Genomic DNA, 24,411 nt, shown 5'->3' on the forward strand with positions numbered 1-24,411 from the left:
GGGCTTGCCGCGTTTCAGGTGCTCGATCGCCATGTCGTCCTCCTTCGCCGGGCTCAGGGCCGCGGCGGTTCCTTCTCGCCCCGGTCGAAGGCCTCCCAGCCCTCGCCGCCGAACACGTCCCGCCCGAGCTGCGCCAGCACGTGCGGGAAATCCACCATCACCCAGTTGCCGGTGATCTTCCCGTCCTCGACCTTCCAGAAGTCCATGTAGCGGATCTCGACCCGCTTGCCGGTGGGGGCAATACCCAGGAACTCACCACAATGCGTGGCTTCCTGACGGCCGAAGGCGGCCGCCCATTCGCCCATGTAAAGGCGCGCTTCGTCGATACAGGTCTTGTCACTGAAGGCCGCCTGGAACGGGCGCTGCCAGTTGTCCTGAAACTCCTTGAGCCCGGTCTTGGCACCGCAGCCCCGGTTGCCCATCCAGCGAAATCCTTCCGCGAAGAACTCGCCGATATCGTCGATGCGGTGGTCGTTCAGGCCATCCACCATGGTTTCGATCACGCGACGGGTTTCGTCGGTCTTTGTCATGTCGGTGTCGCGGGTCAGAACCGCTTGTTCGGGGCGGGAGCCTTTCATCGGGCCTCTCCTTCGTGCATGTCGTGGGATTGTGAGGGGGTGAGGCACACCCCGCTCAGGAAATCCCGCGGCATCCGATTGAGGGCCGGATGACGCGACATGGCTTTGTTGCGAGCAGCCGCGCTCATCCCTTCACCGCGCCTGCGGTCAGGCCGCTGACAATCTGGCGCTGGAAGAACATCACCAGGACGAACAGCGGTGCGGTGGCCGAGACAACGGCGGCGACCGCGAACATCACGTTGCCTTCCGTATAGGTCGTGCCAAGGAAGGCCGCGATGGCCGGCACCATGGTGCGGTTGCTCTCGCTCAGCAGCATCGCGGTCACGGCGAAGTCGTTGTAGGCCAGAAGAAAGCTGAACAGACCGGTGGTGATCACGCCGGGCCACATGACGGGCACGATGACATGGCGGAAGGCCTGAAACTGCGTGCAGCCGTCAACCTTGGCACTTTCGTCCAGCTCCTTGGGGATGTTCTGGAAGAACGAGTGCAGCATCCACAGGGTAAAGGGCTGGTTGATCGCGACGAGCACGATGACGGTGGTCGGCAGGATACCCCAGACATTCCATTCGAAGAAGGGCAGCAGGTAGCCCGCCACAAGCGTGATCGGCGGCATGGCGCGGAAGATCAGCGCCGTGATCAGCAGCCAGAACGTATAGCGGTAGGAGGAGCGCGACAGGGCGTACCCCCCCAGCGTGCCGATGGTCAGCGAGGTGCAGACCACGAAGAAACACACCAGGAATGTGTTGATGACATTGCGCCAGAACTCCTCCTGCACCCACGCGCCGAAATAGCCGGCGCCGGTGACGGGCCGCCCGTAGGTGGCCTGGGTGCGCTCGCCCGTGAGGGCATTGGTCCAGTCGGCGATCGAGAAGAAGTCGAGCTCGACCTTGAACGATCCCCAGAGCGTCCAGAAAAACGGAAAGGCGGCCAGGATGAACCAGAGCAGGACGAAGCCGCTGGTCAGGATACGGAGCCCGGTGGGCATTCTTTGTGCTTTGGATGCCATGTTACTTGCCCTTGAAGTCACGCCAGGTCCGCACCAGCACCGGCGACAGCAGGATGGCCACGCCTATGATTGTCAGAACCGAGGTTGCAGAAGCTGCCGAAAGCTGCCGGGTTTCGCCGCCGAGGTCGTTGAAGATGATCCAGCTAAGCGACGTCGCATGCGCCGCGGCATTGAACCCGACCACGGGTTCAAAGACCCGGAAGTTGTCCATCAGCTGAATCAGTGCCACGAATGTCACCAGCGGCATGAGGTGCGGCACGACCACGTATTTGATCTGTTGCCAGCGGGTTGCCCCATCGATCTGGGCCGCCTCGATCTGGTCCTTGGGCAGCGTCTGCAAACCTGCATAGAACACCACGAAGGCAAAGGGTGCAGCGTGCCAGACCCCATAGACGATGAGCATGACCCAGGTCAGCCCGGTCGACGCCTTGAGCGAGAAATTGGGATCTCCCGCAAGGGCGACCAGCGCGGATCCGATGACGCCACGGCTGTCTACCATCCAGAACAGGATCAGGGAGCCGATCAGGGGGGTCACGATCATCGGCAGGAGCGAAAAAAAGATCATCAGGCCCTTGAGGTGCCGGTTGAGCGAGTTGACCGCCAGCGCGATCATCAGCCCGAATACGATCAGAAGCGGGGTGACGATGAAGGTAAATGTCAGTGTGAACGCCAGCGCCCGGTAGAGCGGCAGGTTGAACAGCCCCGACCAGAAGTCTCCCCAGTTGTCACTGCTTTCCCAGGCCTGTGCCAGTTCGGTAATCGCCAGGTGTCCGCGGTCGAGGTAGATGTCGAGCCCGACGAAGCGGCCCAGCGGCTGTGCCTCGCGGATTTCACGGGTGGCTTCCTGATCAATCGTGGTTTCGGTTGTGCAACCCACCAGGGGGGTGCAGTTCTCGACCGTCTTCAGAACGGCCTCATGCGGAGCAAAGACCGACTGGATCACGACCGACACGATTGGAAAAGCGATGAACAGGAGCATCGCCAGACCCGTCGGCAGAAAGAACCAGAAGAATGTTCGATGTTTCATCTCGGGATCCGGGCTGAGTGGGAAAGGAACCGGAGAGGGTCGCCCCTCTCCGGCGGGAGGAAGGGCTTACTTGAGGAAGCCCTTTTCCATGGCGGCGGCGCGATAGGCCGCTTCGACGTCAGCAAGCGCCTGCTCGGCGCTTTCCTTGCCCTGCAGGAAGTCGGCAAGCTCGTTGCCGAGCGCCCCGTGCATCAGGCCCATGTAGGGCACCATCGGATAGGGCTTGGTGCCCGCCTGAGCGGCCTCGAAAACACCCACGGCAGCGTCGGTCGGCTGGTAGCCTTCGATCAGCCACACGGCCTGCGACGCCACTTCCGCATCCTGCATCAGCTCGGGGCGGATGCCGTTCATCATGGCGATAAAGGTGGCCTCGGCCTCTTCGTCGCTGATGTTCTTGGCCACGGTCCAGCCGTCCCACCACAGGGTCGAGGCCGGGATCGAGCCACCGCCCACGGTCATCGGACCGGCAATCGCGTGACCTGCCTTGACCTCTTCGGTCACACCGTCAGCGGTCGTCTGGGTCGCAGCGCGCGAGCCCCACATGTTCAGAAGCGCCACGTTACCGGCACGGTATTCCGCGTTGGTGGCGTTCGAGTCATGGGTCAGGAAGTCGGGGTTCATGTACTCGGACAGCGCCTTCATCATGTTCAGCGTGTTCACGCCGGCTTCCGAGTTCACGTTCGGCTCCGCGCTGCCTTCCTTGAAGAAGGTGCCGCCGTAGCCGATGAACATGTTGTTGAATTCCTGCGCCAGGTTCCAGCCCGCCGCATAGGCGCCGCCGACCGGGTTCTGCATGATCCCCTTGTCGCGGATCATCTGGGCAATCTCGAGCATTTCCTCATAGGTCTTGGGCGGCTCGACGCCCAGGTCGGCCAGGATGTCCTTGCGGTACATCAGGTGCTGGGCATTGGCCATGAAGGCCACGGCCATGACCTTGCCGTCGATGGTGATCAACTGGCTGGGTTGCAGGCCCTGGCCATACTTGGCCACCAGGTCGTCAAGCGGCCGAACCAGATCGTCGTTCATCAGAATGGTCAGGGTCGAGTTGGCGACGATGGCCGAGGTATATTCAGCGGGGTTGCCCTGCATGCCGGCCACGTGGATGTCCTTGTGGTCGGCCGTCAGGTTCTTGGTCACTTCGGCACCGGTGCATTCGGCAGCGCCCGCACCCACGGTCTGGATCGCCGGGAATTCGTTGCCGATGATATTCACACGGGCGCCGATTTCACAGGCCATCGCACCGCTGGCCCAGAGGGCGATTGTGCTGGCAAGGGCCGCTTTCTTCAGAAACATTGGTATTCCTCCCTATGGAATTGGATGCATCTTCGAAGACTGCATCCGGGTTGTTCCGCCAAGGCGGTATGGATTGGGGTCACTCCCCGAGACGTGCACCCGTTGCCGTATCGAACAGGTGACAGTGATCGGTGTGGATGTGCAGCGAGACCTTGTCGGCGATCTCGGCGCGGAAGGTCTTGTCGGCCTTGACCGATACCAGCTGTCCTCCCAGCCGGACCGAGACCATGGTGCTGTCGCCCAGAAGCTCCAGCGTGTAGATAGGAGCGTTGATTTCGCCGCCAGCCCCGCCTTCGACCACATTTGCATCCTCGGCCCGGAAGCCAAGGGTGACGCGCCCGTCCGGCGCATCCAGACCGCGCACCTCGGTGTGATCGGAGCGAAAAACACCGCCTTCGACCACACCTTCCAGAAGGTTCATCGCAGGGTTGCCGATGAAACTGGCCACGAAAGTGTTGGCGGGGGTGTCATAAATCTCGACCGGGGTGCCGACCTGCTGGACCACACCCTGTTTCATGATGACCACACGGTCGGCCAGGGTCATCGCCTCAATCTGGTCATGGGTCACGTAGATCGTCGTGACCGCCAGCTCGTGGCTGAGGTTCTTGATCTGGGCCCGGGTCGATACCCGCAGCTTGGCATCGAGGTTGGACAGCGGTTCGTCCATCAGGAACACGTTTGGTTCCCGTACGATGGCGCGGGCAAGCGCGACACGCTGACGCTGCCCACCAGACAATTCGGCCGGCTTGCGGTGCAGGAACTCATCCAGCTCGACCATGGCCGAAGCGCGGCGCACCTTTTCGTCATGGGTTTTGGGGTCGATACCGCGCACCTTCAGCGGAAAGCGGATGTTTTCGTAGACGTTCATATTCGGATAGAGCGCGTAGCTCTGGAACACCATGGCCACGTCGCGATCCTTGGGCTCCAGGTCATTTACCCGCTTGCCATCGACCAGGATTTCGCCATCCGTGGCATCCTCCAGCCCGGCGATCATTCGCATCGTCGTGGTCTTGCCACAGCCCGACGGCCCCAGCAGTACAAGGAATTCCCTGTCTGCAATGGTGAGATCAAAGTTCTGAACCCCTACGAAACTGCCCCAGCGTTTGCTGAGGTTGCGCAGTTGAATTTCCGCCATTCGACATCCTCCCGTCGGAATCGGCTACGTTTTGCATACGTTTGCAAGAATACTGGACAAAGGAGGGGTATTTTGGCAAGCTCTTTTTGCATACGCATGCAACATTACCAGTCAAGGTGCTGAACAGGTGGAGAAAAAAGTGAGCGACTTTCAGGAAGAGAAGGCCTTGGTGCGGGCAATGCAGGACGAACTGGATGTGGACGGTGTGGATTTCAATGCCGCCCTAAACCGCCACACGGCCCCCGATTACAAGTGGCGTGGCTTCCATCCGTTCGGTGAGCTGACCGGCGCCGAGGCGGTCGCGCGGACCTTCTGGGCACCCCTGCGCGCGGCCCTGCGTCCAATCCAGCGGCGCGAGGACATCTTCTTCGCGGGCGCCAATCACATTGACGGGGGGGCTAGCACCTGGGTCGTTTCCATGGGGCATCTGATGGGCCTCTTTGATGCGCCCTGGCTGGGCATTCGTCCGACCGGCAAGATGGCCTTCCTGCGCTATTGCGAATTCCACCGGGTCGAAAACGGCCGGATAACCGAGACCGCGATGTTTTTCGACATCCCGCACCTGATGGTACAGGCGGGCCAAAATCCGTTCGGCCCGCAGACCGCGCAGCACCTTGTGCAGCCAGGGCCCTCGACCCATGACGGGCTGCTCTACAATACTCAGGATCCGGCTGAGGGCCAGGCCACGCTGGACCTGATCCACCACATGATTGGCGACCTGGGACAATGGGACAGCGGGCTCAGCCTCGAGGAAGAGCTGCGCCAGACCTGGGCCGAGGATATGATCTGGTGGGGTCCGGAAGGGATCGGCGCGACCTACACGATTGAACGCTATGTCAAGCAGCATTCCGGCCCCTTCCGTGCCGGGTTCACCGACCGCTCCAAAACCGCCCACGTGGCGCGCCTGGCCGAGGGCAACTACGGTGGTTTCTTCGGCTGGCCCAATTTCATCGCCACCCCCACCGGTGGCTTCATGAACATGCCCGCAACGGGCAAATCGGGAGAATTCCGGGTAATCGACATCTATCGCCGCGATGGGGACAAGCTGGCCGAGAACTGGATATTCATCGACCTGCTGTATTTCTGGAAAACCCAGGGCGTCGACATTCTGACGCGGGCCACCGGAACCCCGCTCTCGACCTGACAACCGCTTCGGCGTGGCAATACGACTTGCGCCACGCACCTTTCCGCCCAACCCCGGCCCCTGCTCCGCACCACTTGCGGCCAACAGGCGACTCGGCGCTCCAACAGCCCTCCCCCACCCCAGCGACACCCCGCCGCACATCCCATGGGGCGGGTTTTCATTTGACAATCGCATAAATGCGATCTTATTTGAATGCGCATTCATGCAATTCAAAAACGAATCCAGCCCCGCCGATCCGCGCCGCCGGAAGGGAAGAGGAAAAGCGCCGATGGCGATGACACCGCGACAGAATTTCAAAGCCGCAATGGAACGCAGCGGACCGGAATGGGTGCCGCTGGACATGGGCAAGCACATCGGCTCGATCCACAAGACCCATTACGCCGCGCTGAAGCCGCATCTGCCCGGTCTCGCGATGGAAAACGGAGAAGTGATCCTGGACCGCATGGCCCAGACCGTGGTGCCCGACGAGGCGCTGCTGGAGCAATTCGGCGTCGATTTCCGCTGGCTGGTGCCCAATTGGGTCCAGGTCACGGAACGCGATGACCTCGAGGACGGCTATATCGACATGTGGGGCGTACTCTACAAGGGCGCACATGGCGATCACTACGCCGTGGACAGCCTGGCCAAGTCCCCTCTGGCGGATTGCGAGACCGCCGAGGACGTGCTGAACGCCGATTGCTGGCCCGACCCCGAAGACCCCGCCCAATTCACAGGCCTGCGCGAACGCGCCAAACACCTTCATGAGACCACCGGCTATGTGCTGGGCGCCGACGCGATCAAGGCGGGCCCCCTCATGTCGGCCCTGCAAATGCGCGGCTATCAGCAGTTTTTCATGGACCTGGTGATCAACCCGGAACTGTCCGACGCGCTGATGGGCAAGATTACCGACACGCTCTGCCACATGTGGACCCGGTTCATGGACGAGGTCGGCGACTATGTCGACCTGGCCTATGTCACCGACGATCTTGGCAGCCAGACCTCGTTGCTGATCTCGCCCAAGGTCTATCGCAAACGCATCAAACCGTTTCACACCCGGCTGCACCAACACATCAAACAGGCGGGCAACTGCTATCTGATGATGCACACCGACGGGGCCGTTCTGCCGCTGATCGAGGACCTGATCGAAACTGGCGCAGACATTCTGAACCCGGTGCAGACCTCGACCACGGGGATGGAGGACACCTCGGTCATCAAGGAAAAATTCGGCGACCGTCTGGCCTTCCACGGCGCCATGGACGTGCAGCAGATGATGCCCGGCGCCACCCATGAGGAGCTGCGCTGGGAAGTGGCGCGGCGGCTGAAAGATTTGGGTCAGGACGGCGGCTATATCATTGCGCCCTGCCACAACATCGGCCATGACATTCCGCCGGAAAACTCGTTGCAGTTCTTTGAGCTGGTGCGTGAGATGGGGCGCTATCCACTGGATGTGGACGCGGCGCTGGAGCCGAAGGCCTCGTATTTTGAACGGCTAGCGCGGGAGAGCGGAGAATGAGCCCGCACGCCCGGTTTCGCGCGGCGCTGATCGCGCGCGTACAACTGGTGGGGTGTTTCATCAAAACCCCCCACCCCACGGTGATCGAGGTTCTGGGCGCGACCGATCTGGATTTCCTTGTTCTCGACGGTGAGCATTCGCCCTTCGACAAGACATCCACCAACCTCTGCCTGCTGGCCGCCAGGGCCGTGGGCATGCCGGTGCTGGTGCGCGTGCCGGACGACAACCCGGCCTTCATTCTGAATGTGCTGGACTGCGGCGCGGCCGGGGTGGTCGTGCCCCATGTGACCAGCGTCGATCAGGCCGAACGCCTGTCGCGCGCAATGCGCTACCTGCCCGGCGGGCGTGGCATCGCCGGCACGACGCGGGCGGGCGGCTATGGCGCCCTGCCCCTGCCCGAACATCGCGAACGTGCGGCCGCCGAAGTCACGTTGATCTGCCAGATCGAGGACCGCGAAGGCGTCGAGAACGCCGGTGCGATTGCCGCCGTGGATGGTGTGGACGCGCTGTTTGTCGGACGCGCCGACCTGACCGTCTCTTACGGCAAGAGCGACTTTGGCGACCCCGAGATTGCCGCGCTCTGCGGCGAGGTTCTGGGCGCGAAAGGTGCCACCACCGGGCTGTTCGTGGCCCCCACCGAAGACATGTCGCCCTGGCGCGACAAGGGCGCCAGCTTCTTTCTGAGCGGCTCCGACCACTCCTTCCTGTTCTCGGGTGCCAAGGCCCTGGCCGCCCGCAAACCCGACACAACCTCCTGAGGAGAAACGATATGTCCGATCTTCTGACCCCGGATTATGCCAAGAACATGCGCCTGATCGGCCACAGCGACCAGGGTGGTCGCGCCGACGGCATCCAGATCATGGTCTCGAACGGCTATGCCTATGTCGGCCATGTGTTCAACAACGGCTTTTCGATCATCGACGTGCGCGACCCGATGAACCCGCGTTTCGTGAAACACATCCCGCAGCCGGAAGGCACCTGGTCGCAGCACTTGCAGACCCATGGCGACATCCTGATCGTCAACAACATGTGCGACATGCTCAAGGTTGAAACCTCCGGCGCCTTCGATCCGGGCGAGTATTACAAGGGTTCGGTAGCCGACAAGGTCGACATTGCCGGAGAGAAACCCTGGTCCGCCGGGATGCGCGTCTATGACATCTCCGACCGGGAAAACCCGCGCGAGATCGCCTTCCTCGACGTTCCGGGCCTGGGCGTGCACCGGGTATTCTGGGATGGCGGCGACTGGGCCTATATCTCGGCCCTGCCGCCGGGCTTCTCGGATGATATTTTCATGATCGTCGATTTCAAGAACCCGGAAAAACCCGAAGTCGTCTCGAAGCTCTGGCGCGAGGGGATGCATACGGCGGGCGGCGAGGAGCCGTGGTGGGATCCGAAATACCGCTATGCCCTGCACCACGCGATCATCAAGGGCGACCTGGGCGCCGCCGCCTGGCGCGACGGGGGCATGTCGCTGATCGACGTGTCGGATCGCTTCAATCCGCGTTTCATCAGCCATGACAACCCCTGCCCGCCCTTCGCCGGCCACACCCACAACACCCTGCCGCTGCTGGATCGGGGCCTTTTGTTCGTGGTCGAGGAAAGCCAGGCCGACAATTGCGAAGACGGGATCAAACGCAACTGGGTCTATGATATTTCAGTGCCGGAAAACCCTGTCACCATCGCCACCACCCTGCCCCCGTCCGAGGCCGACTATAGGAACAAGGGCGGTCAGTTCGGCCCGCATAACGTGCACGAGAACCGCTCCGAAGGCTTCGTGAGCGAGGATCTGATGTTCGTGAGCTACCAGAACGCGGGGCTTCGCGTCTACGACATCTCGAACCCGTTCCGCCCGGAAGAGGTCGCCGCCTGCGTACCGCCCGCGCCGAAAAAGCTGATGGACTACCGCCCGAACCGTCCCATCGTGGTCGACACCACCGACGTCTATGTCGACAAGCAGGGGCTGATCTACACCACCGACATGAACGCGGGCCTCTACATCATGGAAATGGATGGCCTGACATGACCCGGCTGGTGATCGCAGGAAAAATCCACCCGGATGGTATGGCGCTGCTTCATGCAGAACCGGGTCTGGAGATCGAACTGTTCGAAGACCCCGGCGCCCACCTGCCGATGGAAAGCCTGTCGCAGGCCGATGCGCTGCTGATCCGATACGGGGTGATCACGCCCGAGATGGCGGCGGGCATGCCCAACCTGAAAGTGGTGTCGCGCCATGGGGTTGGTTGTGACAACCTGCCCAATGCCGAATTGGGTGCGCGGGGCATTCCCGTCACCATCGTCGGCCCGGTCAATGCCGTGTCCGTGGCCGAACAGGTGCTGGCAATGATGATGGCATTGAGCAAGAAAACCGTCGCCAGCGATGCGGCTGTGCGCGCGGGAAACTGGAACTTTCGCAGCACCGTGGCGCTGAGCGAACTCAACGGCAAGACCCTGCTTTTACTGGGGTTTGGCCGGATCGGTCGCGAGGTGGCACGGCGCGCAGCGGCCTTCGACATGACGGTTCAGGTGTTCGACCCCTTTGTCGATCCCGATGCCGTGCGCGCCGCCGGGTACACGCCGGTCAGCGACTGGAAGGCGGCCTTGCCGGGGGGTGATGCGCTTAGCCTGCACCTGCCTGCCACACCCGAAACCATGGGAATGATCGGCGCCGGGGAACTGGCACGGATGAAACCCACGGCGATCCTGATCAACGCGGCGCGTGGCGGGTTGGTGGACGAGGATGCGCTCCACGATGCGCTGTGCGGCCACATGTCGGCGGGTGGCGCCGGGCTCGATTGTCTGGCCTCCGAGCCGCCTACCCCGGACCTGCCACTCCTGTCCTTGCCCAACGTGGTATTCAGCCCCCATTCCGCCGCCCTTAGCGCGGAAAGCACCCGCGCCATGGGGGTGGTCGCGGCGCAGAACATTTTGGCCGGGCTGAAAGGCGCGCTGGACCCGGTGTTGGTTTTCAACGCGGCAGCGCTGAAAGAGGCTGGCCATGCACTATGATATCCCGACCGAGGGGCGCATCCCCTTGCTGGACATCACCATCCCGATCCACTGGGACAACCACGCGATCCTGATGTTCGCGATCTGGTTCGTGCTGGTGCCCGTCGCGGTGATCCTGCTGCGCTTTGGCAAAATCCGCCCCACCCCCTACGGCATCCCGCGCGGCACGCCCAAATGGGCCTGGCCCGAGTTTCCCTGGAGCTTCCACAAATACGCGCTCTACACCGCGATCACGCTGGCTCTGGCAGGCGCCGGTTTCGCGATGATGCTCAGCGGCGGTTTTTCCGGCACCCTGCACGCCTGGTTTGGCCTGGCAACGATCCTGCTGGGTCTGGGGCAAGCCATATCAGCCTGGTTTCGTGGCAGCCACGGCGGCCGCAAGGCCCCCGCTTCGGATCCCGAGGATCGCACGACCTGGGGCGGCGACCATTTCGACATGGCGCCGCAACGCTGGTGGTTCGAGGCCTATCACAAGACCTCCGGCTATTTCGCGCTGTTCAGCGCAGGCGGGGCCGTCGCCACCGGGCTGTCGCAGTTCTGGATGCCGGGGATCGCGATTGCCTTCGGGGGGACCGTACTGGCCGGGCTGGTCGCCTCGATCCTGCTGCAAGGGCGCGGGCACAACCATGACACCTATAGCTCGGTCTATGGCTATCACCCTGAGAACCCGTTCAACAGGCGGCGGTATCGGGAGATGATCAAAGCGCAGGACATGAAGCCCTGAGACCTAGGATCGAATGGTCAGCCCCAGCAACGTGTTCAGGGGCTGAAAGCACCCGGTGTCCGTGACCGTGACGCCAGGGTTTCTGTCTTCGAATACGCTCAGAAGCGCCTGCACCTTTTCAGGATCCCAGACCTTTTGCTGACCGCATAGATCGCTGGCCTGGACCGAGACTCGGCGCAACCGTGCCCCTGGCGCGGTGTCGCGTTGCAGCCGGTGCGCCCGGCGCCCCAGTTCGAACAGGGCTTCGTTGCCCACGTCGCTTTGCACGTGATGGGCGGCATAGTCACCGTCCAGCCAGTCGAAGGCCACCGTCTGGGAATAGCCCATCGTGACCAGGTAGGCCGTGACGACGGCTCCCCGATCTACCGCATACGCCAAGTCGGTCCCATCCAGGTGAACCCGATCCGCAAGCGTGATCCCCCCCATTTTCGACACAGCGGCAACAGGTTGCAGGAGGATCATGGGATCGGCCAGGGCCCGGATACATCCGCTGGCCTGTGCGAACCACTCAAGCAGCCCCGCTGCCCGGTTGCCGCCCCGCTCAAGAACCCGCGCATACTGTTTTTGTCGTTTGAGGCGGCGCAGCGCGGGGTCCAGAAGATCAGCCACCGGGACTTGCCAGGACTGGGCCCCGGCCGTGGAAAGCAGGACGAAACTCACGACGGGACGGTCCGCGTCAGTTGGCCAGGCCCAGGGCCCGCTTGACCGCGTTGACCGCACCAGGGGCGTCCTCGCCGAAGGCATCAGCGCCGATCGCATCCGCATAGGACTGGTTTATGACCGCCCCCCCGATGACGATCCTGACGTCCTTTTCCTGTTCTTTCAGGTGGTTGACCACATTCATCATCTGCGGCTTCGTGGTGGTCAGAAGCGCACTGAGGCAGATCACCTGGTTGCCGCGATCCGCGGCGGCGGCGAATTCTTCATCGGGCACATCGACGCCCAGATCCTCAACCTCGAAGCCCGCGCCCTTCAGCATCATCACGACAAGGTTCTTGCCGATATCGTGCAGGTCGCCCTTTACGCTGCCGATGCACACCTTACCGACCGGCTCGTGATCGGTCTTGGCCAGGATCGGTTCAATGATGTCGATTCCACCCTGCATCGCGCGAGCGGCCACCAGCATTTCGGGCACAAAGACTTCGCCAGCGGAAAACTGTTCGCCGACCTCGGCCATGGCCGGGATCATCGTATCGTTCAGGAGCAGGCCCATGTCCCCGCCCGCGTCCCGTTCGCGGCTGACCAGCGCGACAACGGTCTCGCGGTCCCCATCACAGATGGCTTCGAACAATTCGTCCTTTTCGTCTTCCGACAGCATGGCGATCTCCGGTCTTGCTGATTCTGTTGCGCGTCACATTTAGTGCATGCGCATTCAATATTCATGAATTGCGCCATCCGTCAAGGGCGCGTGAAACACGCACGGCCCTGACCCCACCCCGAAGGGCCCGCCGCGCCTTTCCAAGCCAAACGCGATCTTCTAGAACGGGGACAGAGATAAGAGCAGGATTCAGGAGCGCGGATGCCACGCAAGTCGATCACATCCTATGACGTGGCCAAGGCCGCCGGTGTGTCCCAGTCCGCCGTGTCGCGGGCCTTTTCGCCCGGTGCTTCGATCTCCAAACCGACCCGAGAACACATCCTGAAGGTGGCCGGCGAGATGGGGTACCAGCCAAATGCCATTGCCCGCAGCATGTCCACGGCGCGCAAGGACATTCATCAGAAATCGGGCATGGTCGGCGTCATAGTGACCCGCCTGGAAGACCCGTTCTTTGCCCAGACGATTGCCGAGTTCAGCCGGGGCATCCAGGCGCAGGGCTGGCAGATGCTGCTGTTCACCGTCGACACGGAAGCCGAGGTCGACACCGCCCTGAACACGCTGATGCAATACAAGATCGACGGGGCGATTGTCCTTTCAGCCATTCTCAGCGACCAGATGGCACGGGCCTGTAACACACAGGGCATTCCGGTAATGCTTTACAACCGGAGCGCCGAGGGCCTGAACGCAAGCTCGGTCGAGATCGACAACCACGAGGGTGGACGCATGGCGGCCGACATCCTGCTGGAGGCCGGTCACACCCGCATCGCCTTCGTCGGCGGGGAAGAAGGTGACGCCACCTCGACCAGACGCCAAACCGGGTTCGAGGAGCGCCTGGCTGAGGCCGGGCGGCAGATTTTTCGGCACGAGACCGGCGACTACACCTTTGACAGCGGACGCGAGGCCGCTCTGCGGCTGTTTGCCCGCAAGGACCGCCCGGACGCGGTCTTCTGCGCCAGCGATGTCATGGCCCTGGGGGTGCTGCACGCCGCCCGCAACGAGTTGGGCCTGCGTATTCCCGAGGACTTCTCTCTGGTCGGCTTCGACGACATCCCGTCGGCCGGTTGGGCGGGCCATGCCTTGACCACCATCCGACAACCGGTTCGCCGCATGATAAAGGATGCGGTCGACAATCTTGTCGAAAGCATGGAAAGCCCCGCCCTGCCCCCGCGTATTCGCCGGTTCGAAGGGCGCCTGATCATCCGAAACACCGTGCGCCAGGTTGGTTCATCCTCCCCTTGAGGGGCCGCCTGAAAATGAAGCCTGAATGGAGTCCCGGCGCTCCTTCCCACGCTCCTCCCGGCTTCAGAGTAGAGCCGCTCATCGGAGCAAGCAGGCTGAAAGTCCGCCAAGCGGGACGAGGACGAAACCTCTTTCGCGGTATTGGCGCTTGCGTCGGGTGTTGCGCGATAATTTGAGCGTTGTGGATTTTGTGAACTGACGAACCTGTTTGACGATTGGGACCTTCTCAATCTGATGACAGGAGGTTTTGATGACCGATCAATATGTTCCGAAGCTGCGCCAGCGTTTTCCGAAGATATGCAGATCAAGGGTCTGCAGCCGAAGACGCAGACGATGTATCTGCGGGCGGCGAAGAAGATCCCCGTGGTCCTCAGCGCCGAAGAGGTCACGTGCAGTCTCGAAGCGGCACCCGGGCCGGGGCTCTGCTACCGGGCCGCCTTCAGCGTGGCCTATGGCGGCGGGTTGCGCGCCAGCGAAGTCACCCTCCTGAAAGCCGGCAATATCGACAGCGATCGCATGTTGATCCGCGTTTCATGGTCCATCCTCTCTTGGGAGGATTACCAACACCTCAATGGACTGATTTCAGAGGGCTGGGTCAGGGTCGTTTCAGAATCTGCTTTGCCAAAGCCGCGCCGCAGCGTCGGTCACGCTATCGAACGGCGGCCAGGGGTGGACCAATTCGAGGGGAGAGGGCCAATTTTAGTTCCTGCAAATTTCGAGACAAGCGCGCAAACCTTGCGTACCGGTTTCGAAGTGAAGATGCCCTCCATGCTGTTCGGCCACGGTTGCCACAATGGTCAAACCCAGTCCGAAACCGTCGACGGCCTTGGTGTTATCCCCACGCTTGAACGGCGCCACCACGGCCTCAATGTCTTCGGCAGACATGCCCGATCCCTCGTCCTCGACCACGATGGTTGCGTGGTCCGAAGTTGCGGTCAGTTCGACCGAGGCCCGGCGCCCATATTTCATTGCGTTTTCGATCAGGTTCGATATGGCGCGTTTCAGTGAAATTGGGCGCGCCATGACCAGAATACGTTGAACCTCCGGGAGAGCCCCATGACCAAGGCTGGAGGCAAACACGGACCGTCCGCCTTCGACCAAGGGCTGGTCCAGAGTTCGGATGGTCACGGGGCGGCCCAGGTCTTCGTAGTCCGCGACAAGAGCTTCGACTAAGGACGTCAACGATAACTGGCGTGGCGTCTCTTCGTTCAGTTCGGCGCGTGTATAGGTCAGGACGCTTTCGATCATCTCGGTCATGCTGTCGATATCGGCTTCGAACTTGTCGCGCAGGCCGACGTCCTCGATCAGGGCTGTTCGCAGGCGCAACCGGGTGGCCGGGGTGCCCAGGTCGTGGCTGACCCCTGACAAAACCGTTGCGCGTTTTGAAAGCTGGGTGCGTTCATGTTCCAGATAACTGTTCACGGCCAGAACGATATCGCGCAGTTCTTCGGGTCCCTGCACCTCATAGCTCTGCGGCCCGCCCAGGCGGCGACGATTGTGCAGGGCGCGAGCGAAGCGGTCGAAATGGGCCGAGGTGTCGCGCACAAGCGTGGCAAGGATCGCCAGGGCTACCAGACACAGTAGAACCGCCAGCAGACGCAGGTCTGTTGGGGCGGCATCGCAGCCCCAGACCGAGCGCCCGTCGATCCGACGCCATTGTTGCGCCCCCATCCGGGCAAAAAGGATCGGTTCGCTGCAATAGGTCGCCAACAGCCGAGTGACGTTGCCGAATTTTTGGGCTGCGGCCTGGCCTTCGTTCGAGACCAACTCGGACACCGAGTATCGCAGGTTGCCGGACACGATACCCAGCGACAGCGTATCCCCCGAAACCGGGTCGCGCCCCGGGCCCTTGATCGACACGTTGGTCACGAAGGCAGGTGTGGGGATATCGGACAGACGCGAAAACTCGCCATGATTGGCGTGTGCGGATTCACCTGCGTCCAGAACGGTCACATTGATCCCAGACGGCGGCTCGGCCCCGGTGCGCAGGGCTTCGTACAGCGAAATGCCGGTTACATAGCTGAGAGTCAGGTGATCCTGCCAGGACCGGGTCGAGGCAAACCACAACCATGCGGACCCGAACGCCGTGGCGAAAGAGACAAGGATCAGAGCACCCCCGAGGGTCTGTAGGCGGAACCCCTTGCTCATGCACTGTCCTCGACCGTAACGTCGGTGGCAAAGACATATCCGGTGCCACGTTCGGTTCGCAGCAGTTCGGGCGACTTGGGATCGACCTCGATCTTGCCGCGCAACCGTCCGACCAGCACGTCAATTGCCCGGCCCGAGCCATCGGGGGTGCCCTGCGTTTCGCCGGTGACATCCAGGGCGGCGGCGATCTCTTCACGGGTCAAGGGAATGTGCGGATTGGCCAGAAAGACCTTGAGCAGCGCGGTTTCCTTGCGCGACAGGGCAACCTGATAGCCTTGGGGCGAAGTAACCTCGTCCCGCTTGGCATCATAGTACCAGCCCGCAAAGCGAAAAACCGCAATGCTGCGTCGATAGACCAAAGAGGCGCTGCGATTGGCGCGGTGCAGGACCGCGCGCACCCGGGCAAGCAGAAGCTCGGGGTTGAACGGCTTGGCGATATAGTCATCCGCGCCGACCTCATAGCCCGCCATGCGGTGGTGATCTGCAGACAAGGCCGACACCAGAATGACGGGCACGTCCTGCTCCCTGCGCAGCCGGGCGCAGATCTCAACGCCGTTTTCATCTGCAAGCATGACGTCAAGCAGGATCAGGTCCACCCGACCGCCCTTCAGATGGTGGCGGATTGCGTCTTCTGTTTCGCAAGGGAAGGCCATGAACCCGTTCTGTTGAAGAAACTGGGTCATCATGCTGCGTGTCTCTGCGTCATCATCGACGACAAGCAGTCTGGGAATCGCCATGTGATGTGCCTCCGCTCGGCCAAAAGTACCGGCCTTACAATCCGTTTGTTTGTAACAGGGTGCAACAAAATCAAGGCTTGCGTAACATCACGTAACAAAACGCCCGAAAAACTGATGCCGGGTGCGTGGCAGCCCTGCTTCTGGCGTTGCGCAATGACGGCTCCGGTCGGCAAGCTTTGTTCAGTGCCACTCGGTTGGGTGGCCAAAGGGAGGAAAAACCAATGAAGACATCCGTATTCGCGGCCGTTTCGGCCATTGCTGTCACTGGCGCCATGACCGCCGTGGCCGAACCTCAGGCCGAGGTTCTGCACTGGTGGACATCCGGTGGTGAAGCCAAATCTGTCGCCGTTCTGCAACAAGAGTTTGCCGACAATGGTGGGACCTGGACCGATATGCCTGTCGCCGGTGGCGGCGGTGATGCTGCCATGACCGCACTGCGCGCACGTGTCCTGTCGGGCAACGCGCCGACCGCCGTCCAGCTGAAAGGCCCTGCCATTCAGGAATGGTATGAAGAGGGCGTTCTGGCAGACATCTCATCTGTTGCAGAAGCTGAAGGCTGGGCTGACGTTCTGCCTGCCTCGATCGCTGGTCACATGATGTGCGAAGGCACTTGGTGCGCTGCCCCCGTCAACGTGCACCGCGTTGATTGGATCTGGGCAAACGCCGACGTTCTGGAAGCCAATGGCATCGCCATGCCCACCACTTGGGACGAGTTCAACGCCGCCGCCGACAAGCTGGCCGCAGCCGGCGTCACGCCGCTCGCGCATGGCGGTCAGGCCTGGCAGGATGCCACCGTATTCGAGGCCGTCGCGCTGGGCATCCTTGGTGCCGATGGTTTTCGGAAAGCCTTTGTCGAACTGGACATGGACACGTTGAAATCCGACGAAATGGTCGCGGTGTTCGACCAGATGCGCAAGATGCGTGGCTACGTGGACGACAACTTCTCGGGTCGTGACTGGAACCTTGCCACCGCAATGGTCATGAATGGCGAAGCCGCCTTCCAGATCATGGGAGACTGGGCCAAGGGTGAATTCCTTGCCGCTGGCAAAGCGCCAGGCGAAGACTTCCTGTGTGCGTCCGTTCCGGGGGATGGCTTTCTCTACAACGTGGACAGCTTTGCCATGTTCAACGTGGACGGTGACGACAAGAAAGCTGGTCAGGACCTTTTGGCCAAGCTGATCGTCGGTCAGAACTTCCAGAAAGTGTTCAACCTGAACAAGGGGTCGATCCCGGCACGTGTTGACGTTGCTCTGGACGATTTCGACAGCTGTGCGCGTCTGTCCGCCAAAGACATGAACGAAAGCTCTGACAACGGCTCGCTACTGCCCAGCTATGCCCACGGTATGGCACTGCGTGGCGCGCAGTCGGGTGCAATCACCGACGTTGTGACCGCGCACTTCAACTCGGACATGTCCTCGGCAGACGCTGTGAACATGCTGGTCGACGCTGTCGCCAACTCCATGTAAATCTCCCTGGCCCCGCACCTGGTCACAGGTGTGGGGCCTCTTTTTTCAGGGATCGTTACAATGACCGAATGGCTTGAACGTCATATCCCCAAGATGGTGCTCGCACCCTCTTTCATCGCCACCCTCGTTTTCGTTTACGGCTTCATCGCCTGGACAGCCTGGGTATCGCTGACCCGCTCGCGGCTTTTGCCAAAATACGAGGTTGAAGGGCTCATCCAATATGAGCGCTTGTTTGCATCGCCACGGTTCGATACCGCGATGATGAACCTTTTCATCTTCGGCACGCTGTTCATCCTCATCTCGATGGTTCTTGGACTGCTGATCGCGATCCTGCTGGATCAGAAGATCCGCACCGAAGGCGTGCTGCGCACGATTTACCTTTACCCCATGGCGCTGTCGATGATCGTTACCGGCACCGCGTGGAAATGGATCATGAACCCCGGCCTGGGTATCGAAAAGATGGTTCGTGACTGGGGGTTCGAGAGCTTCTCGTTCGACTGGGTAATCGACCCGGACATGGCGATCTACGCCATTGTCATTGCAGGCGTCTGGCAAGCTTCGGGCTTCGTCATGGCACTGTTCCTGGCAGGCCTTCGCAGCGTGGACGGAGAGATCATCAAGGCCGCTCAGGTCGATGGCATCCCGAGCTGGCGCATCTATTCCGCCATCATCATACCGTCGATGGCCCCGATCTTCCTGTCAGCCTTCATCGTACTGGCTCACCTTGCGATCAAGAGCTTTGACCTTGTCATCGCCCTGACCGGCGGCGGCCCCGGCTACGCCACGGACCTGCCCGCGACCTACATGTACGCCATGGCGTTCTCGCGCGGGGACATCGGACAGGCGGCAAGCTCTGCCATGGTCATGATGGCCGTCGTCTTTGCGATCGTCGTTCCCTATCTCTACTCTGAATTAAGGGTGAAACATGACTGACATGACCCTGTCCGCACCCGCCCGCGCCGCCAGCCGCAACTGGACCCGCATTGCCCTGCGCTGGCTCCTCTTCACCCTCTTGGGCCTGTTTGCCCTGTTCTACCTGATGCCGCTTTTCGTGATGGTCACGACTTCGCTGAAAAGCCTCGAGGAGATCCGCACCGGCAGCCTTGTGGCCTTCCCCCGCGAAGTCACGTTCGAGGCATGGCGCACGGCCTGGTCCGGTGCCTGCACCGGCATCCAATGTGAAGGCCTTCGCCCCTACTTCTGGAACTCGGTTATTCTTGCGATCCCGGCAGTTGCAATCTCGACCATTCTTGGTGCGATCAACGGCTACGTGATTGCACAATGGAAGTTCAAAGGTGCGAACCTGATCTTCTCGCTCATGTTGTTTGGCTGCTTCATCCCATTCCAGGTGGTGCTGCTGCCGATGGCACGCATGTTGGGCATGATGGGCATCGCTGGAACCATTCCGGGGCTGATCTTCGTGCACGTGATCTACGGTATCGGGTTCACCACGCTGTTCTTTCGCAACTACTATGTGTCGATCCCGCAAGAGCTGGTGAAAGCCGCCAAGGTGGATGGGGCTGGGTTCTTCCGCATCTTCTGGTCGATCTTCCTGCCGCTGTCGTTGCCGATTGTCGTCGTCACCGTCATCTGGCAGTTCACCCAGATCTGGAACGACTTCCTGTTCGGCGTGTCTTTCAGTCAGGCAGGAACGCAACCCGTGACCGTGGCGCTGAACAACATCGTCAACTCGACCACCGGCGTGAAGGAATACAACGTGGACATGGCTGCCGCGATCATCGCCGCCCTGCCCACCCTGCTTGTCTATGTCGTCGCCGGCAAATACTTCATCCGCGGGCTGACCGCGGGTTCCGTGAAAGGTTAATCCCATGGCTCACATCCTGGACATCCGAAACCTCTACAAGAACTATGGGTCGACCGAGATCCTGAAGGACATCAACGTCGCGATCGAGCCGGGGGACTTCCTGGTGCTGGTCGGCCCCTCGGGCTGCGGCAAGTCCACGCTGCTCAATTGCATCGCCGGGCTGGAACCCACCTCCGGCGGCACGATTGACATTGGCGGGCGCGACATGACCGAGGTCAGCCCAAAAGACCGTGACATCGCCATGGTGTTTCAGAGTTATGCGCTCTACCCGACCATGTCAGTTGCCAAGAACATCACCTTCGGCATGAAAGTGCGCGGTGTGGATCAAGCGACGCAAGAACAGAAGCTTCAGGAAGTGGCCCAGCAGCTGCAGATCGAGCCACTTCTGAACCGCCGTCCCGGCCAGCTTTCTGGCGGTCAACGGCAGCGTGTCGCCATGGGCCGGGCGCTTGTGCGCGACCCGAAGCTGTTCCTGTTCGACGAACCTCTGTCCAACCTCGACGCCAAGCTTCGTGTGGAAATGCGGACCGAGATCAAGAAGCTGCACCAGAACCTGAACGCCACGATGGTCTATGTGACCCACGACCAGATCGAGGCGATGACGCTTGCCACCAAGATCGTCGTGCTGAAGAGCGGCATCGTGCAGCAAATCGGCAGCCCGGCCGAGATCTACAACAAGCCCGCCAACCTGTTCGTGGCGGACTTTATGGGCAGCCCGGCGATGAACCTGATCCCGGCGCGCACGAAAGCCAATGGCAAAGGCACCCGGATCGAGATCGAGCGCGCCGGTGCAGCGCCTCTGGTCTTGATCGATGCGCATGCCAAGGACTTGCCAGAGGACGTCATTCTGGGTCTGCGCCCTGAAGACATCGCCGAAGCAGGGTTCCGCGCGGGTGAAGACGTGCAGGAAGCAGACTGCCTGATCGATATGGTGGAACCTGCCGGCGCCGACACATATGTCGTGTCTCAGCTTGGTGGAAAACACGTGACAGCGCGGTTGCATGCTGAAACGAGTGCGCAGTCTGGTGAGATGCTGCCGCTGGCTTTCGATCTGAGCAAGGTCTCCTACTTTGTTCCTGAAAGCGGGGAACGTCTGAATTGACCGGTGTGAGACTGGTTGCCGACGTTGGCGGGACGAACACGCGTTTTGGTTTGTCCCGCAACGGCGAACTGGAAGCGGGTTCGATCGAAAGCTTTCGAAACGACGACTTTCCAAGTTTCGACCGCGTGATGGAGTGTTACTTCTCCGACAGGAGGGGAACTCAGATCACCGATGCCGTGGTGGCCGTCGCTGGCCCGATCCATGGCGGTGAAGCCCGCCTAACGAACCGGGATTGGTCCTTCGGGGAAACGCATCTTTCAAACCGGCTCAGTGGGCGTCCCTTTATGCTCCTTAATGATCTGGCCGCACTTGGGCAGGCCTGCAACTTTCTTGAACCTGATAGCCTTGATTCCGTCTTTGCCCCCAAGGTGGAGGCCGGTGAGGGCGGGCAGGCGTTGGTCGTCGGTGTCGGGACCGGGTTCAATGTATCACCCGTGATCTTCTCGAACACCTGGGTGGAAAACCTGGAAGTGGAATATGGGCACATCAGCCTTCCGGTGGATATTGCTGCGAGGCTTGGTGAACGATTTGGGCAAGCAGCGTCTGGTTTTTCTACGATTGAACATGTATTTTCTGGCCGGGGTTATGCAGCCTTGTATGAACTCGATCTCGCGCGCACACCCTCGGAAGAGTCTGAGAAAAGTGCTGCTTTCTCCCACCGGAAACAGGAGTTTCTGGCGTTCTATGCCGCACTCCTGGCCATCCTCACTCGGAACCTGATGCTTGCCTTCCTTCCCAGAAAAGGGATTTTCTTTGCCGGCGGGGTTGCTCGCAACCTTCTCACCTCACCCGCCAAGGCGAGCTTCGTCGAAATTGTTCGGGCTCCGTTTCCCTTGAATACCTTGCATTCGGCTCCGGTTCACACAATTCTTGACGACGCGGCAGCGTTGAAAGGGTGTGCATTGTACACGAGGTAGCCGCCGCGGAAGCGGTGCGTGGATAGGCACCGGCAAACCGGGTCTCTACATTACAAGCCATGCAAGCCTAGATGGTTTTCGCAGAAGTCCGGAGGAGTTTTCCCCGGATGCCGAAAGCACGTCCGTCGCCGGCATACGCTGCAATGGCCACGAATGACAGCGAACCGATCGCTTGGAACGCGGCCATGCACTGGTGTTCGTGCCATGCCTTTGCCTCCCGCTGCGATGTCAGCCCTTGACCGCGAACTGCCCCATCATTCCACCATCCTCATGTTCAAGAATGTGACAATGGAACATGTAGGGCCGCGCCTCGGCGGCCGGACGGTCGAACCGCATCAGGATCTCGGCCGCGCCGTCTACGAGGAGGGTATCCTTCCATCCGGTGTTTTGCGGCCGCGGGGCCTGCCCGTTTTCGCTGAGCACCTGGAACGTGACACCGTGGACATGGAAGGGATGCATCATCATGTTCGCCGAGACTGTCCACTTCTCAAGCTGCCCGACCCGGGTCGTGAAGTTGAGTGTCGACATGTCGAAGGGCTGCCCATTGATCGAAAAGCGGTTCTCTGCGCGGCGCATCATCATGCCGGGCCCCATGGCCATGTCGAGCGTGATGCGCCGTTCAACGGCATCGCTTGAGCTCATATTTGGACGTGACCCGCCGAGGGCCTCTGGCAGGCGTGAAACTCGTACCGGCACCTGCGGGTCGACGACAAAGGGCAGAACCTCGAACGGTGGGCCGGAGGCGCGCCGTCCCCCCATCATTCCGCCCATCATTCCTTCGTTGATGTTCTGCCCGCTCAGAAGCGAAACCTCCATCCCGTCGCCGAAATCCACGAGCACCTCGTAGCGTTCACCGGGAGCCAGGGTCAGGGTCTCCAGCGCGATGGGACGGTCCAGCAGCCCCGTGTCGGTGCCGATGAGGTGCATCGGGCGCCCGTCCGACAGGGCCAGGGTGTAGATCCGGGCGTTGGACCCGTTCAGAAGGCGCAGGCGGACCAGCCCCTTGGGAACAACGGCCGTCGCGCCGACCTGACCGTTGACCAGCATGGTATCCCCAAGAAACCCCATCATCTGGTCAGGCATGGACACCCGGTAGGCCATGCGCCCGTCCCGGTCGAAGCGGCGATCCTGCAGGACAAGCGTCAGGTCGTCGACACCGTAGGCCGTCGGCAGGCCACGCGCGTCGTCCTGTCCGTCCGTCAGATGCAGCACACCCGCCAGCCCCATCTGGACCTGCTCTGCCGTCCTTGCATGCGTATGGCTGTGATACCAGACGGTCGCGGGTGGCTGATCGATCGGCAGGACCGGAGACCAGGTCTGGCCGGGCTGCACCAGCTGATGCGGCCCGCCATCCACGTCACCCGGCACCACAAGCCCATGCCAATGGACCGAGACCGCCTCGTCCAGGCCATTGCGGACCTCGGCTGCGGTTTCGGACCTGTGATGCAGTCTCAGCGTCGGGCCAAGAAAAGGCTGCTCAAATCCCCAGGTCCGGCTTTCGGCACGGCCCAGAAAATTCGTAATGCCGGCCTGCGCCGTCATCGCAAAGCGTCCGGTCTCCACAGCGTCCACCAAGAGGGGCATTTGCAGTGCCTTCGCCGGGACATCGGCCCATGCGCGGGTGGGCAATTGAGACAGCATGGCGGCAGAGCCCAAGCCGGACAGCACGGTGCGGCGCGTGATCATGTTTGACCTTTCTTTTGGGTTGAACGACACGAGATCCAGTTGGGTCACAAGTTGACCTCGAAATATCTTAATATCAATATGTTTTGCGCGTTTTGCCTCATTCCTGTACCTCGACAACGAGGCAAAACGCTTTGATTGGTCTGGATTAGTGGCAGTTGTCGATGCTGAGACCTTCCAGAATGGGGCAATCGGGCCGGTGATCGCCCGCGCATTCCTCGGACAGGTGGGTCAGGGTCGCGTGCATGGCCTGCAGATCGTTGATCTTTGCCTCGATCTCTTCGAGATGCTGACGCGTGATCTCTTTCACGTCCGAGCTGGCCCGGGTTTCATCCTCGTAGAGCGCCAACAGGTTGCGGCAGTCGCCGATGGTGAACCCCAGGGCGCGGGCGCGGCTGAGGAAGATCAGCTTGTGCAGGTCGGTTTCGCGAAAGACGCGATAATCATTCGTGTCCCTGAGCGGTTTGACCAGACCGATATCCTCGTAGTAGCGGATGGTCTTCGGGCGAAGACCGGTGCGCTTGGAAACATCTCCGATATTCAGGTTCATAGTTTCCTCCAATTCAGCCAG

At 61.2% G+C, this 24,411-nt stretch carries 23 protein-coding genes; 12 read left to right on the forward strand and 11 right to left on the reverse strand.

Annotated features, from left to right (window positions below; translation table 11 throughout):
• Positions 1-53: 53 nt before the first annotated feature.
• The 5 genes from Q1V43_RS10710 to Q1V43_RS10730 form a co-directional block, all read right to left on the reverse strand.
• On the reverse strand, positions 54-578 hold the full coding sequence (locus tag Q1V43_RS10710; protein WP_300517590.1) for an ester cyclase: 525 nt from the start codon (positions 576-578) through the stop codon (positions 54-56).
• A 124-nt stretch (positions 579-702) separates the two neighbouring features.
• Entirely contained in the window at positions 703-1,584 is an 882-nt protein-coding gene (locus tag Q1V43_RS10715; protein ID WP_300517593.1) for a carbohydrate ABC transporter permease, read from the reverse strand.
• A gap of 1 nt (position 1,585) precedes the next feature.
• A complete protein-coding gene (locus Q1V43_RS10720; protein WP_300517596.1) occupies positions 1,586-2,611 on the reverse strand; it encodes a sugar ABC transporter permease in 1,026 nt (341 codons plus the stop codon).
• A gap of 66 nt (positions 2,612-2,677) precedes the next feature.
• Positions 2,678-3,904 carry an extracellular solute-binding protein gene (locus Q1V43_RS10725; RefSeq protein ID WP_300517599.1) on the reverse strand — a complete coding sequence of 409 codons (1,227 nt, stop codon included), beginning with the start codon at positions 3,902-3,904 and terminating at the stop codon, positions 2,678-2,680.
• A 79-nt stretch (positions 3,905-3,983) separates the two neighbouring features.
• A complete protein-coding gene (locus Q1V43_RS10730) occupies positions 3,984-5,039 on the reverse strand; it encodes an ABC transporter ATP-binding protein (RefSeq protein WP_300517602.1) in 1,056 nt (351 codons plus the stop codon).
• Between the two features lie 139 nt (positions 5,040-5,178).
• Here Q1V43_RS10730 and Q1V43_RS10735 point away from each other — a divergent pair, with 139 nt between their 5' ends.
• From Q1V43_RS10735 to Q1V43_RS10760, 6 genes are all read left to right on the forward strand, one after another.
• Positions 5,179-6,183, forward strand: coding sequence for an ester cyclase (locus Q1V43_RS10735; protein ID WP_300517605.1), 1,005 nt, complete (start codon positions 5,179-5,181; stop codon positions 6,181-6,183).
• Between the two features lie 268 nt (positions 6,184-6,451).
• Positions 6,452-7,675, forward strand: coding sequence for a uroporphyrinogen decarboxylase family protein (locus Q1V43_RS10740; RefSeq protein ID WP_300517608.1), 1,224 nt, complete (start codon positions 6,452-6,454; stop codon positions 7,673-7,675).
• A complete protein-coding gene (locus Q1V43_RS10745) occupies positions 7,672-8,433 on the forward strand; it encodes an aldolase/citrate lyase family protein (RefSeq protein ID WP_300517611.1) in 762 nt (253 codons plus the stop codon). The genes Q1V43_RS10740 and Q1V43_RS10745 overlap by 4 nt, the downstream gene beginning before the upstream one ends.
• Positions 8,434-8,444: 11 nt before the next feature.
• Positions 8,445-9,698 (forward strand): hypothetical protein, encoded by a 1,254-nt coding sequence (locus Q1V43_RS10750; protein ID WP_300517614.1) that lies wholly within the window; start codon positions 8,445-8,447, stop codon positions 9,696-9,698.
• Positions 9,695-10,681 (forward strand): hydroxyacid dehydrogenase, encoded by a 987-nt coding sequence (locus tag Q1V43_RS10755; protein WP_300517617.1) that lies wholly within the window; start codon positions 9,695-9,697, stop codon positions 10,679-10,681. Before Q1V43_RS10750 ends, Q1V43_RS10755 begins: the two co-directional genes overlap by 4 nt.
• Positions 10,671-11,405, forward strand: coding sequence for a cytochrome b561 domain-containing protein (locus Q1V43_RS10760; protein ID WP_300517620.1), 735 nt, complete (start codon positions 10,671-10,673; stop codon positions 11,403-11,405). Before Q1V43_RS10755 ends, Q1V43_RS10760 begins: the two co-directional genes overlap by 11 nt.
• Before the next feature lie 3 nt (positions 11,406-11,408).
• Here the strand turns inward: Q1V43_RS10760 and Q1V43_RS10765 are convergent, their stop codons facing one another.
• Complete coding sequence (locus tag Q1V43_RS10765) at positions 11,409-12,014, reverse strand: hypothetical protein (RefSeq protein ID WP_300517623.1); 606 nt, start codon at positions 12,012-12,014, stop codon at positions 11,409-11,411.
• A 67-nt stretch (positions 12,015-12,081) separates the two neighbouring features.
• Positions 12,082-12,723: a cobalamin-dependent protein gene (locus Q1V43_RS10770; RefSeq protein WP_300517626.1), complete on the reverse strand. Its 642-nt coding sequence runs from the start codon at positions 12,721-12,723 to the stop codon at positions 12,082-12,084.
• A 201-nt stretch (positions 12,724-12,924) separates the two neighbouring features.
• Between Q1V43_RS10770 and Q1V43_RS10775 the strand changes: the two genes are divergently transcribed.
• Positions 12,925-13,962 (forward strand): LacI family DNA-binding transcriptional regulator, encoded by a 1,038-nt coding sequence (locus tag Q1V43_RS10775; RefSeq protein ID WP_300517629.1) that lies wholly within the window; start codon positions 12,925-12,927, stop codon positions 13,960-13,962.
• A 699-nt stretch (positions 13,963-14,661) separates the two neighbouring features.
• Here Q1V43_RS10775 and Q1V43_RS10785 read toward each other — a convergent pair.
• Both Q1V43_RS10785 and Q1V43_RS10790 read right to left on the reverse strand, forming a co-directional pair.
• Entirely contained in the window at positions 14,662-16,110 is a 1,449-nt protein-coding gene (locus tag Q1V43_RS10785; RefSeq protein ID WP_300517632.1) for a HAMP domain-containing sensor histidine kinase, read from the reverse strand.
• The gene (locus tag Q1V43_RS10790; RefSeq protein WP_300517635.1) at positions 16,107-16,847 is read right to left on the reverse strand and encodes a response regulator transcription factor; all 741 of its coding nucleotides are present in this window, start codon (positions 16,845-16,847) and stop codon (positions 16,107-16,109) included. Before Q1V43_RS10790 ends, Q1V43_RS10785 begins: the two co-directional genes overlap by 4 nt.
• A gap of 221 nt (positions 16,848-17,068) precedes the next feature.
• Between Q1V43_RS10790 and Q1V43_RS10795 the strand changes: the two genes are divergently transcribed.
• The 5 genes from Q1V43_RS10795 to Q1V43_RS10815 are packed head-to-tail and all read left to right on the forward strand — an operon-like array spanning position 17,069 to position 22,157.
• Entirely contained in the window at positions 17,069-18,313 is a 1,245-nt protein-coding gene (locus Q1V43_RS10795) for an ABC transporter substrate-binding protein (RefSeq protein WP_300517638.1), read from the forward strand.
• 60 nt (positions 18,314-18,373) lie between these two features.
• Positions 18,374-19,246 carry a sugar ABC transporter permease gene (locus Q1V43_RS10800; RefSeq protein ID WP_300517641.1) on the forward strand — a complete coding sequence of 291 codons (873 nt, stop codon included), beginning with the start codon at positions 18,374-18,376 and terminating at the stop codon, positions 19,244-19,246.
• On the forward strand, positions 19,239-20,138 hold the full coding sequence (locus Q1V43_RS10805) for a carbohydrate ABC transporter permease (RefSeq protein ID WP_300517644.1): 900 nt from the start codon (positions 19,239-19,241) through the stop codon (positions 20,136-20,138). Before Q1V43_RS10800 ends, Q1V43_RS10805 begins: the two co-directional genes overlap by 8 nt.
• A gap of 4 nt (positions 20,139-20,142) precedes the next feature.
• Positions 20,143-21,240 (forward strand): sn-glycerol-3-phosphate ABC transporter ATP-binding protein UgpC, encoded by a 1,098-nt coding sequence (gene ugpC, locus Q1V43_RS10810; protein ID WP_300517647.1) that lies wholly within the window; start codon positions 20,143-20,145, stop codon positions 21,238-21,240.
• 5 nt (positions 21,241-21,245) lie between these two features.
• Entirely contained in the window at positions 21,246-22,157 is a 912-nt protein-coding gene (locus Q1V43_RS10815; RefSeq protein ID WP_300517690.1) for a glucokinase, read from the forward strand.
• Positions 22,158-22,385: 228 nt separating this feature from the next.
• Here the strand turns inward: Q1V43_RS10815 and Q1V43_RS10820 are convergent, their stop codons facing one another.
• Together Q1V43_RS10820 and cueR are read right to left on the reverse strand one after the other, a co-directional pair.
• Positions 22,386-23,843 carry a multicopper oxidase domain-containing protein gene (locus tag Q1V43_RS10820; protein WP_300517687.1) on the reverse strand — a complete coding sequence of 486 codons (1,458 nt, stop codon included), beginning with the start codon at positions 23,841-23,843 and terminating at the stop codon, positions 22,386-22,388.
• A gap of 145 nt (positions 23,844-23,988) precedes the next feature.
• Positions 23,989-24,384, reverse strand: coding sequence for a Cu(I)-responsive transcriptional regulator (gene cueR / locus Q1V43_RS10825; RefSeq protein WP_300517693.1), 396 nt, complete (start codon positions 24,382-24,384; stop codon positions 23,989-23,991).
• Between the last annotated feature and the right edge of the window lie 27 nt (positions 24,385-24,411).

Origin of the sequence: Aliiroseovarius sp., assembly GCF_030148435.1 — a bacterium.
Taxonomy (GTDB): Bacteria; Pseudomonadota; Alphaproteobacteria; order Rhodobacterales; family Rhodobacteraceae; genus JASBTN01.

Excerpts from the sequence above, each read along its gene's own strand:
- Q1V43_RS10740 (WP_300517608.1), top strand. The coding sequence starts at position 6,452 with ATGGCGATGACACCGCGACAGAATTTCAAAGCCGCAATGGAACGCAGC.
- Q1V43_RS10775 (WP_300517629.1), top strand. The coding sequence starts at position 12,925 with ATGCCACGCAAGTCGATCACATCCTATGACGTGGCCAAGGCCGCCGGT.
- Q1V43_RS10760 (WP_300517620.1), top strand. The coding sequence starts at position 10,671 with ATGCACTATGATATCCCGACCGAGGGGCGCATCCCCTTGCTGGACATC.
- ugpC (WP_300517647.1), top strand. The coding sequence starts at position 20,143 with ATGGCTCACATCCTGGACATCCGAAACCTCTACAAGAACTATGGGTCG.
- Q1V43_RS10820 (WP_300517687.1), bottom strand. The coding sequence starts at position 23,843 with ATGATCACGCGCCGCACCGTGCTGTCCGGCTTGGGCTCTGCCGCCATG.
- Q1V43_RS10795 (WP_300517638.1), top strand. The coding sequence starts at position 17,069 with ATGAAGACATCCGTATTCGCGGCCGTTTCGGCCATTGCTGTCACTGGC.
- Q1V43_RS10805 (WP_300517644.1), top strand. The coding sequence starts at position 19,239 with ATGACTGACATGACCCTGTCCGCACCCGCCCGCGCCGCCAGCCGCAAC.
- Q1V43_RS10720 (WP_300517596.1), bottom strand. The coding sequence starts at position 2,611 with ATGAAACATCGAACATTCTTCTGGTTCTTTCTGCCGACGGGTCTGGCG.
- Q1V43_RS10790 (WP_300517635.1), bottom strand. The coding sequence starts at position 16,847 with ATGGCGATTCCCAGACTGCTTGTCGTCGATGATGACGCAGAGACACGC.
- Q1V43_RS10725 (WP_300517599.1), bottom strand. The coding sequence starts at position 3,904 with ATGTTTCTGAAGAAAGCGGCCCTTGCCAGCACAATCGCCCTCTGGGCC.
- Q1V43_RS10710 (WP_300517590.1), bottom strand. The coding sequence starts at position 578 with ATGAAAGGCTCCCGCCCCGAACAAGCGGTTCTGACCCGCGACACCGAC.
- Q1V43_RS10745 (WP_300517611.1), top strand. The coding sequence starts at position 7,672 with ATGAGCCCGCACGCCCGGTTTCGCGCGGCGCTGATCGCGCGCGTACAA.
- Q1V43_RS10800 (WP_300517641.1), top strand. The coding sequence starts at position 18,374 with ATGACCGAATGGCTTGAACGTCATATCCCCAAGATGGTGCTCGCACCC.
- Q1V43_RS10755 (WP_300517617.1), top strand. The coding sequence starts at position 9,695 with ATGACCCGGCTGGTGATCGCAGGAAAAATCCACCCGGATGGTATGGCG.
- Q1V43_RS10770 (WP_300517626.1), bottom strand. The coding sequence starts at position 12,723 with ATGCTGTCGGAAGACGAAAAGGACGAATTGTTCGAAGCCATCTGTGAT.
- Q1V43_RS10730 (WP_300517602.1), bottom strand. The coding sequence starts at position 5,039 with ATGGCGGAAATTCAACTGCGCAACCTCAGCAAACGCTGGGGCAGTTTC.
- Q1V43_RS10785 (WP_300517632.1), bottom strand. The coding sequence starts at position 16,110 with ATGAGCAAGGGGTTCCGCCTACAGACCCTCGGGGGTGCTCTGATCCTT.
- Q1V43_RS10750 (WP_300517614.1), top strand. The coding sequence starts at position 8,445 with ATGTCCGATCTTCTGACCCCGGATTATGCCAAGAACATGCGCCTGATC.
- Q1V43_RS10715 (WP_300517593.1), bottom strand. The coding sequence starts at position 1,584 with ATGGCATCCAAAGCACAAAGAATGCCCACCGGGCTCCGTATCCTGACC.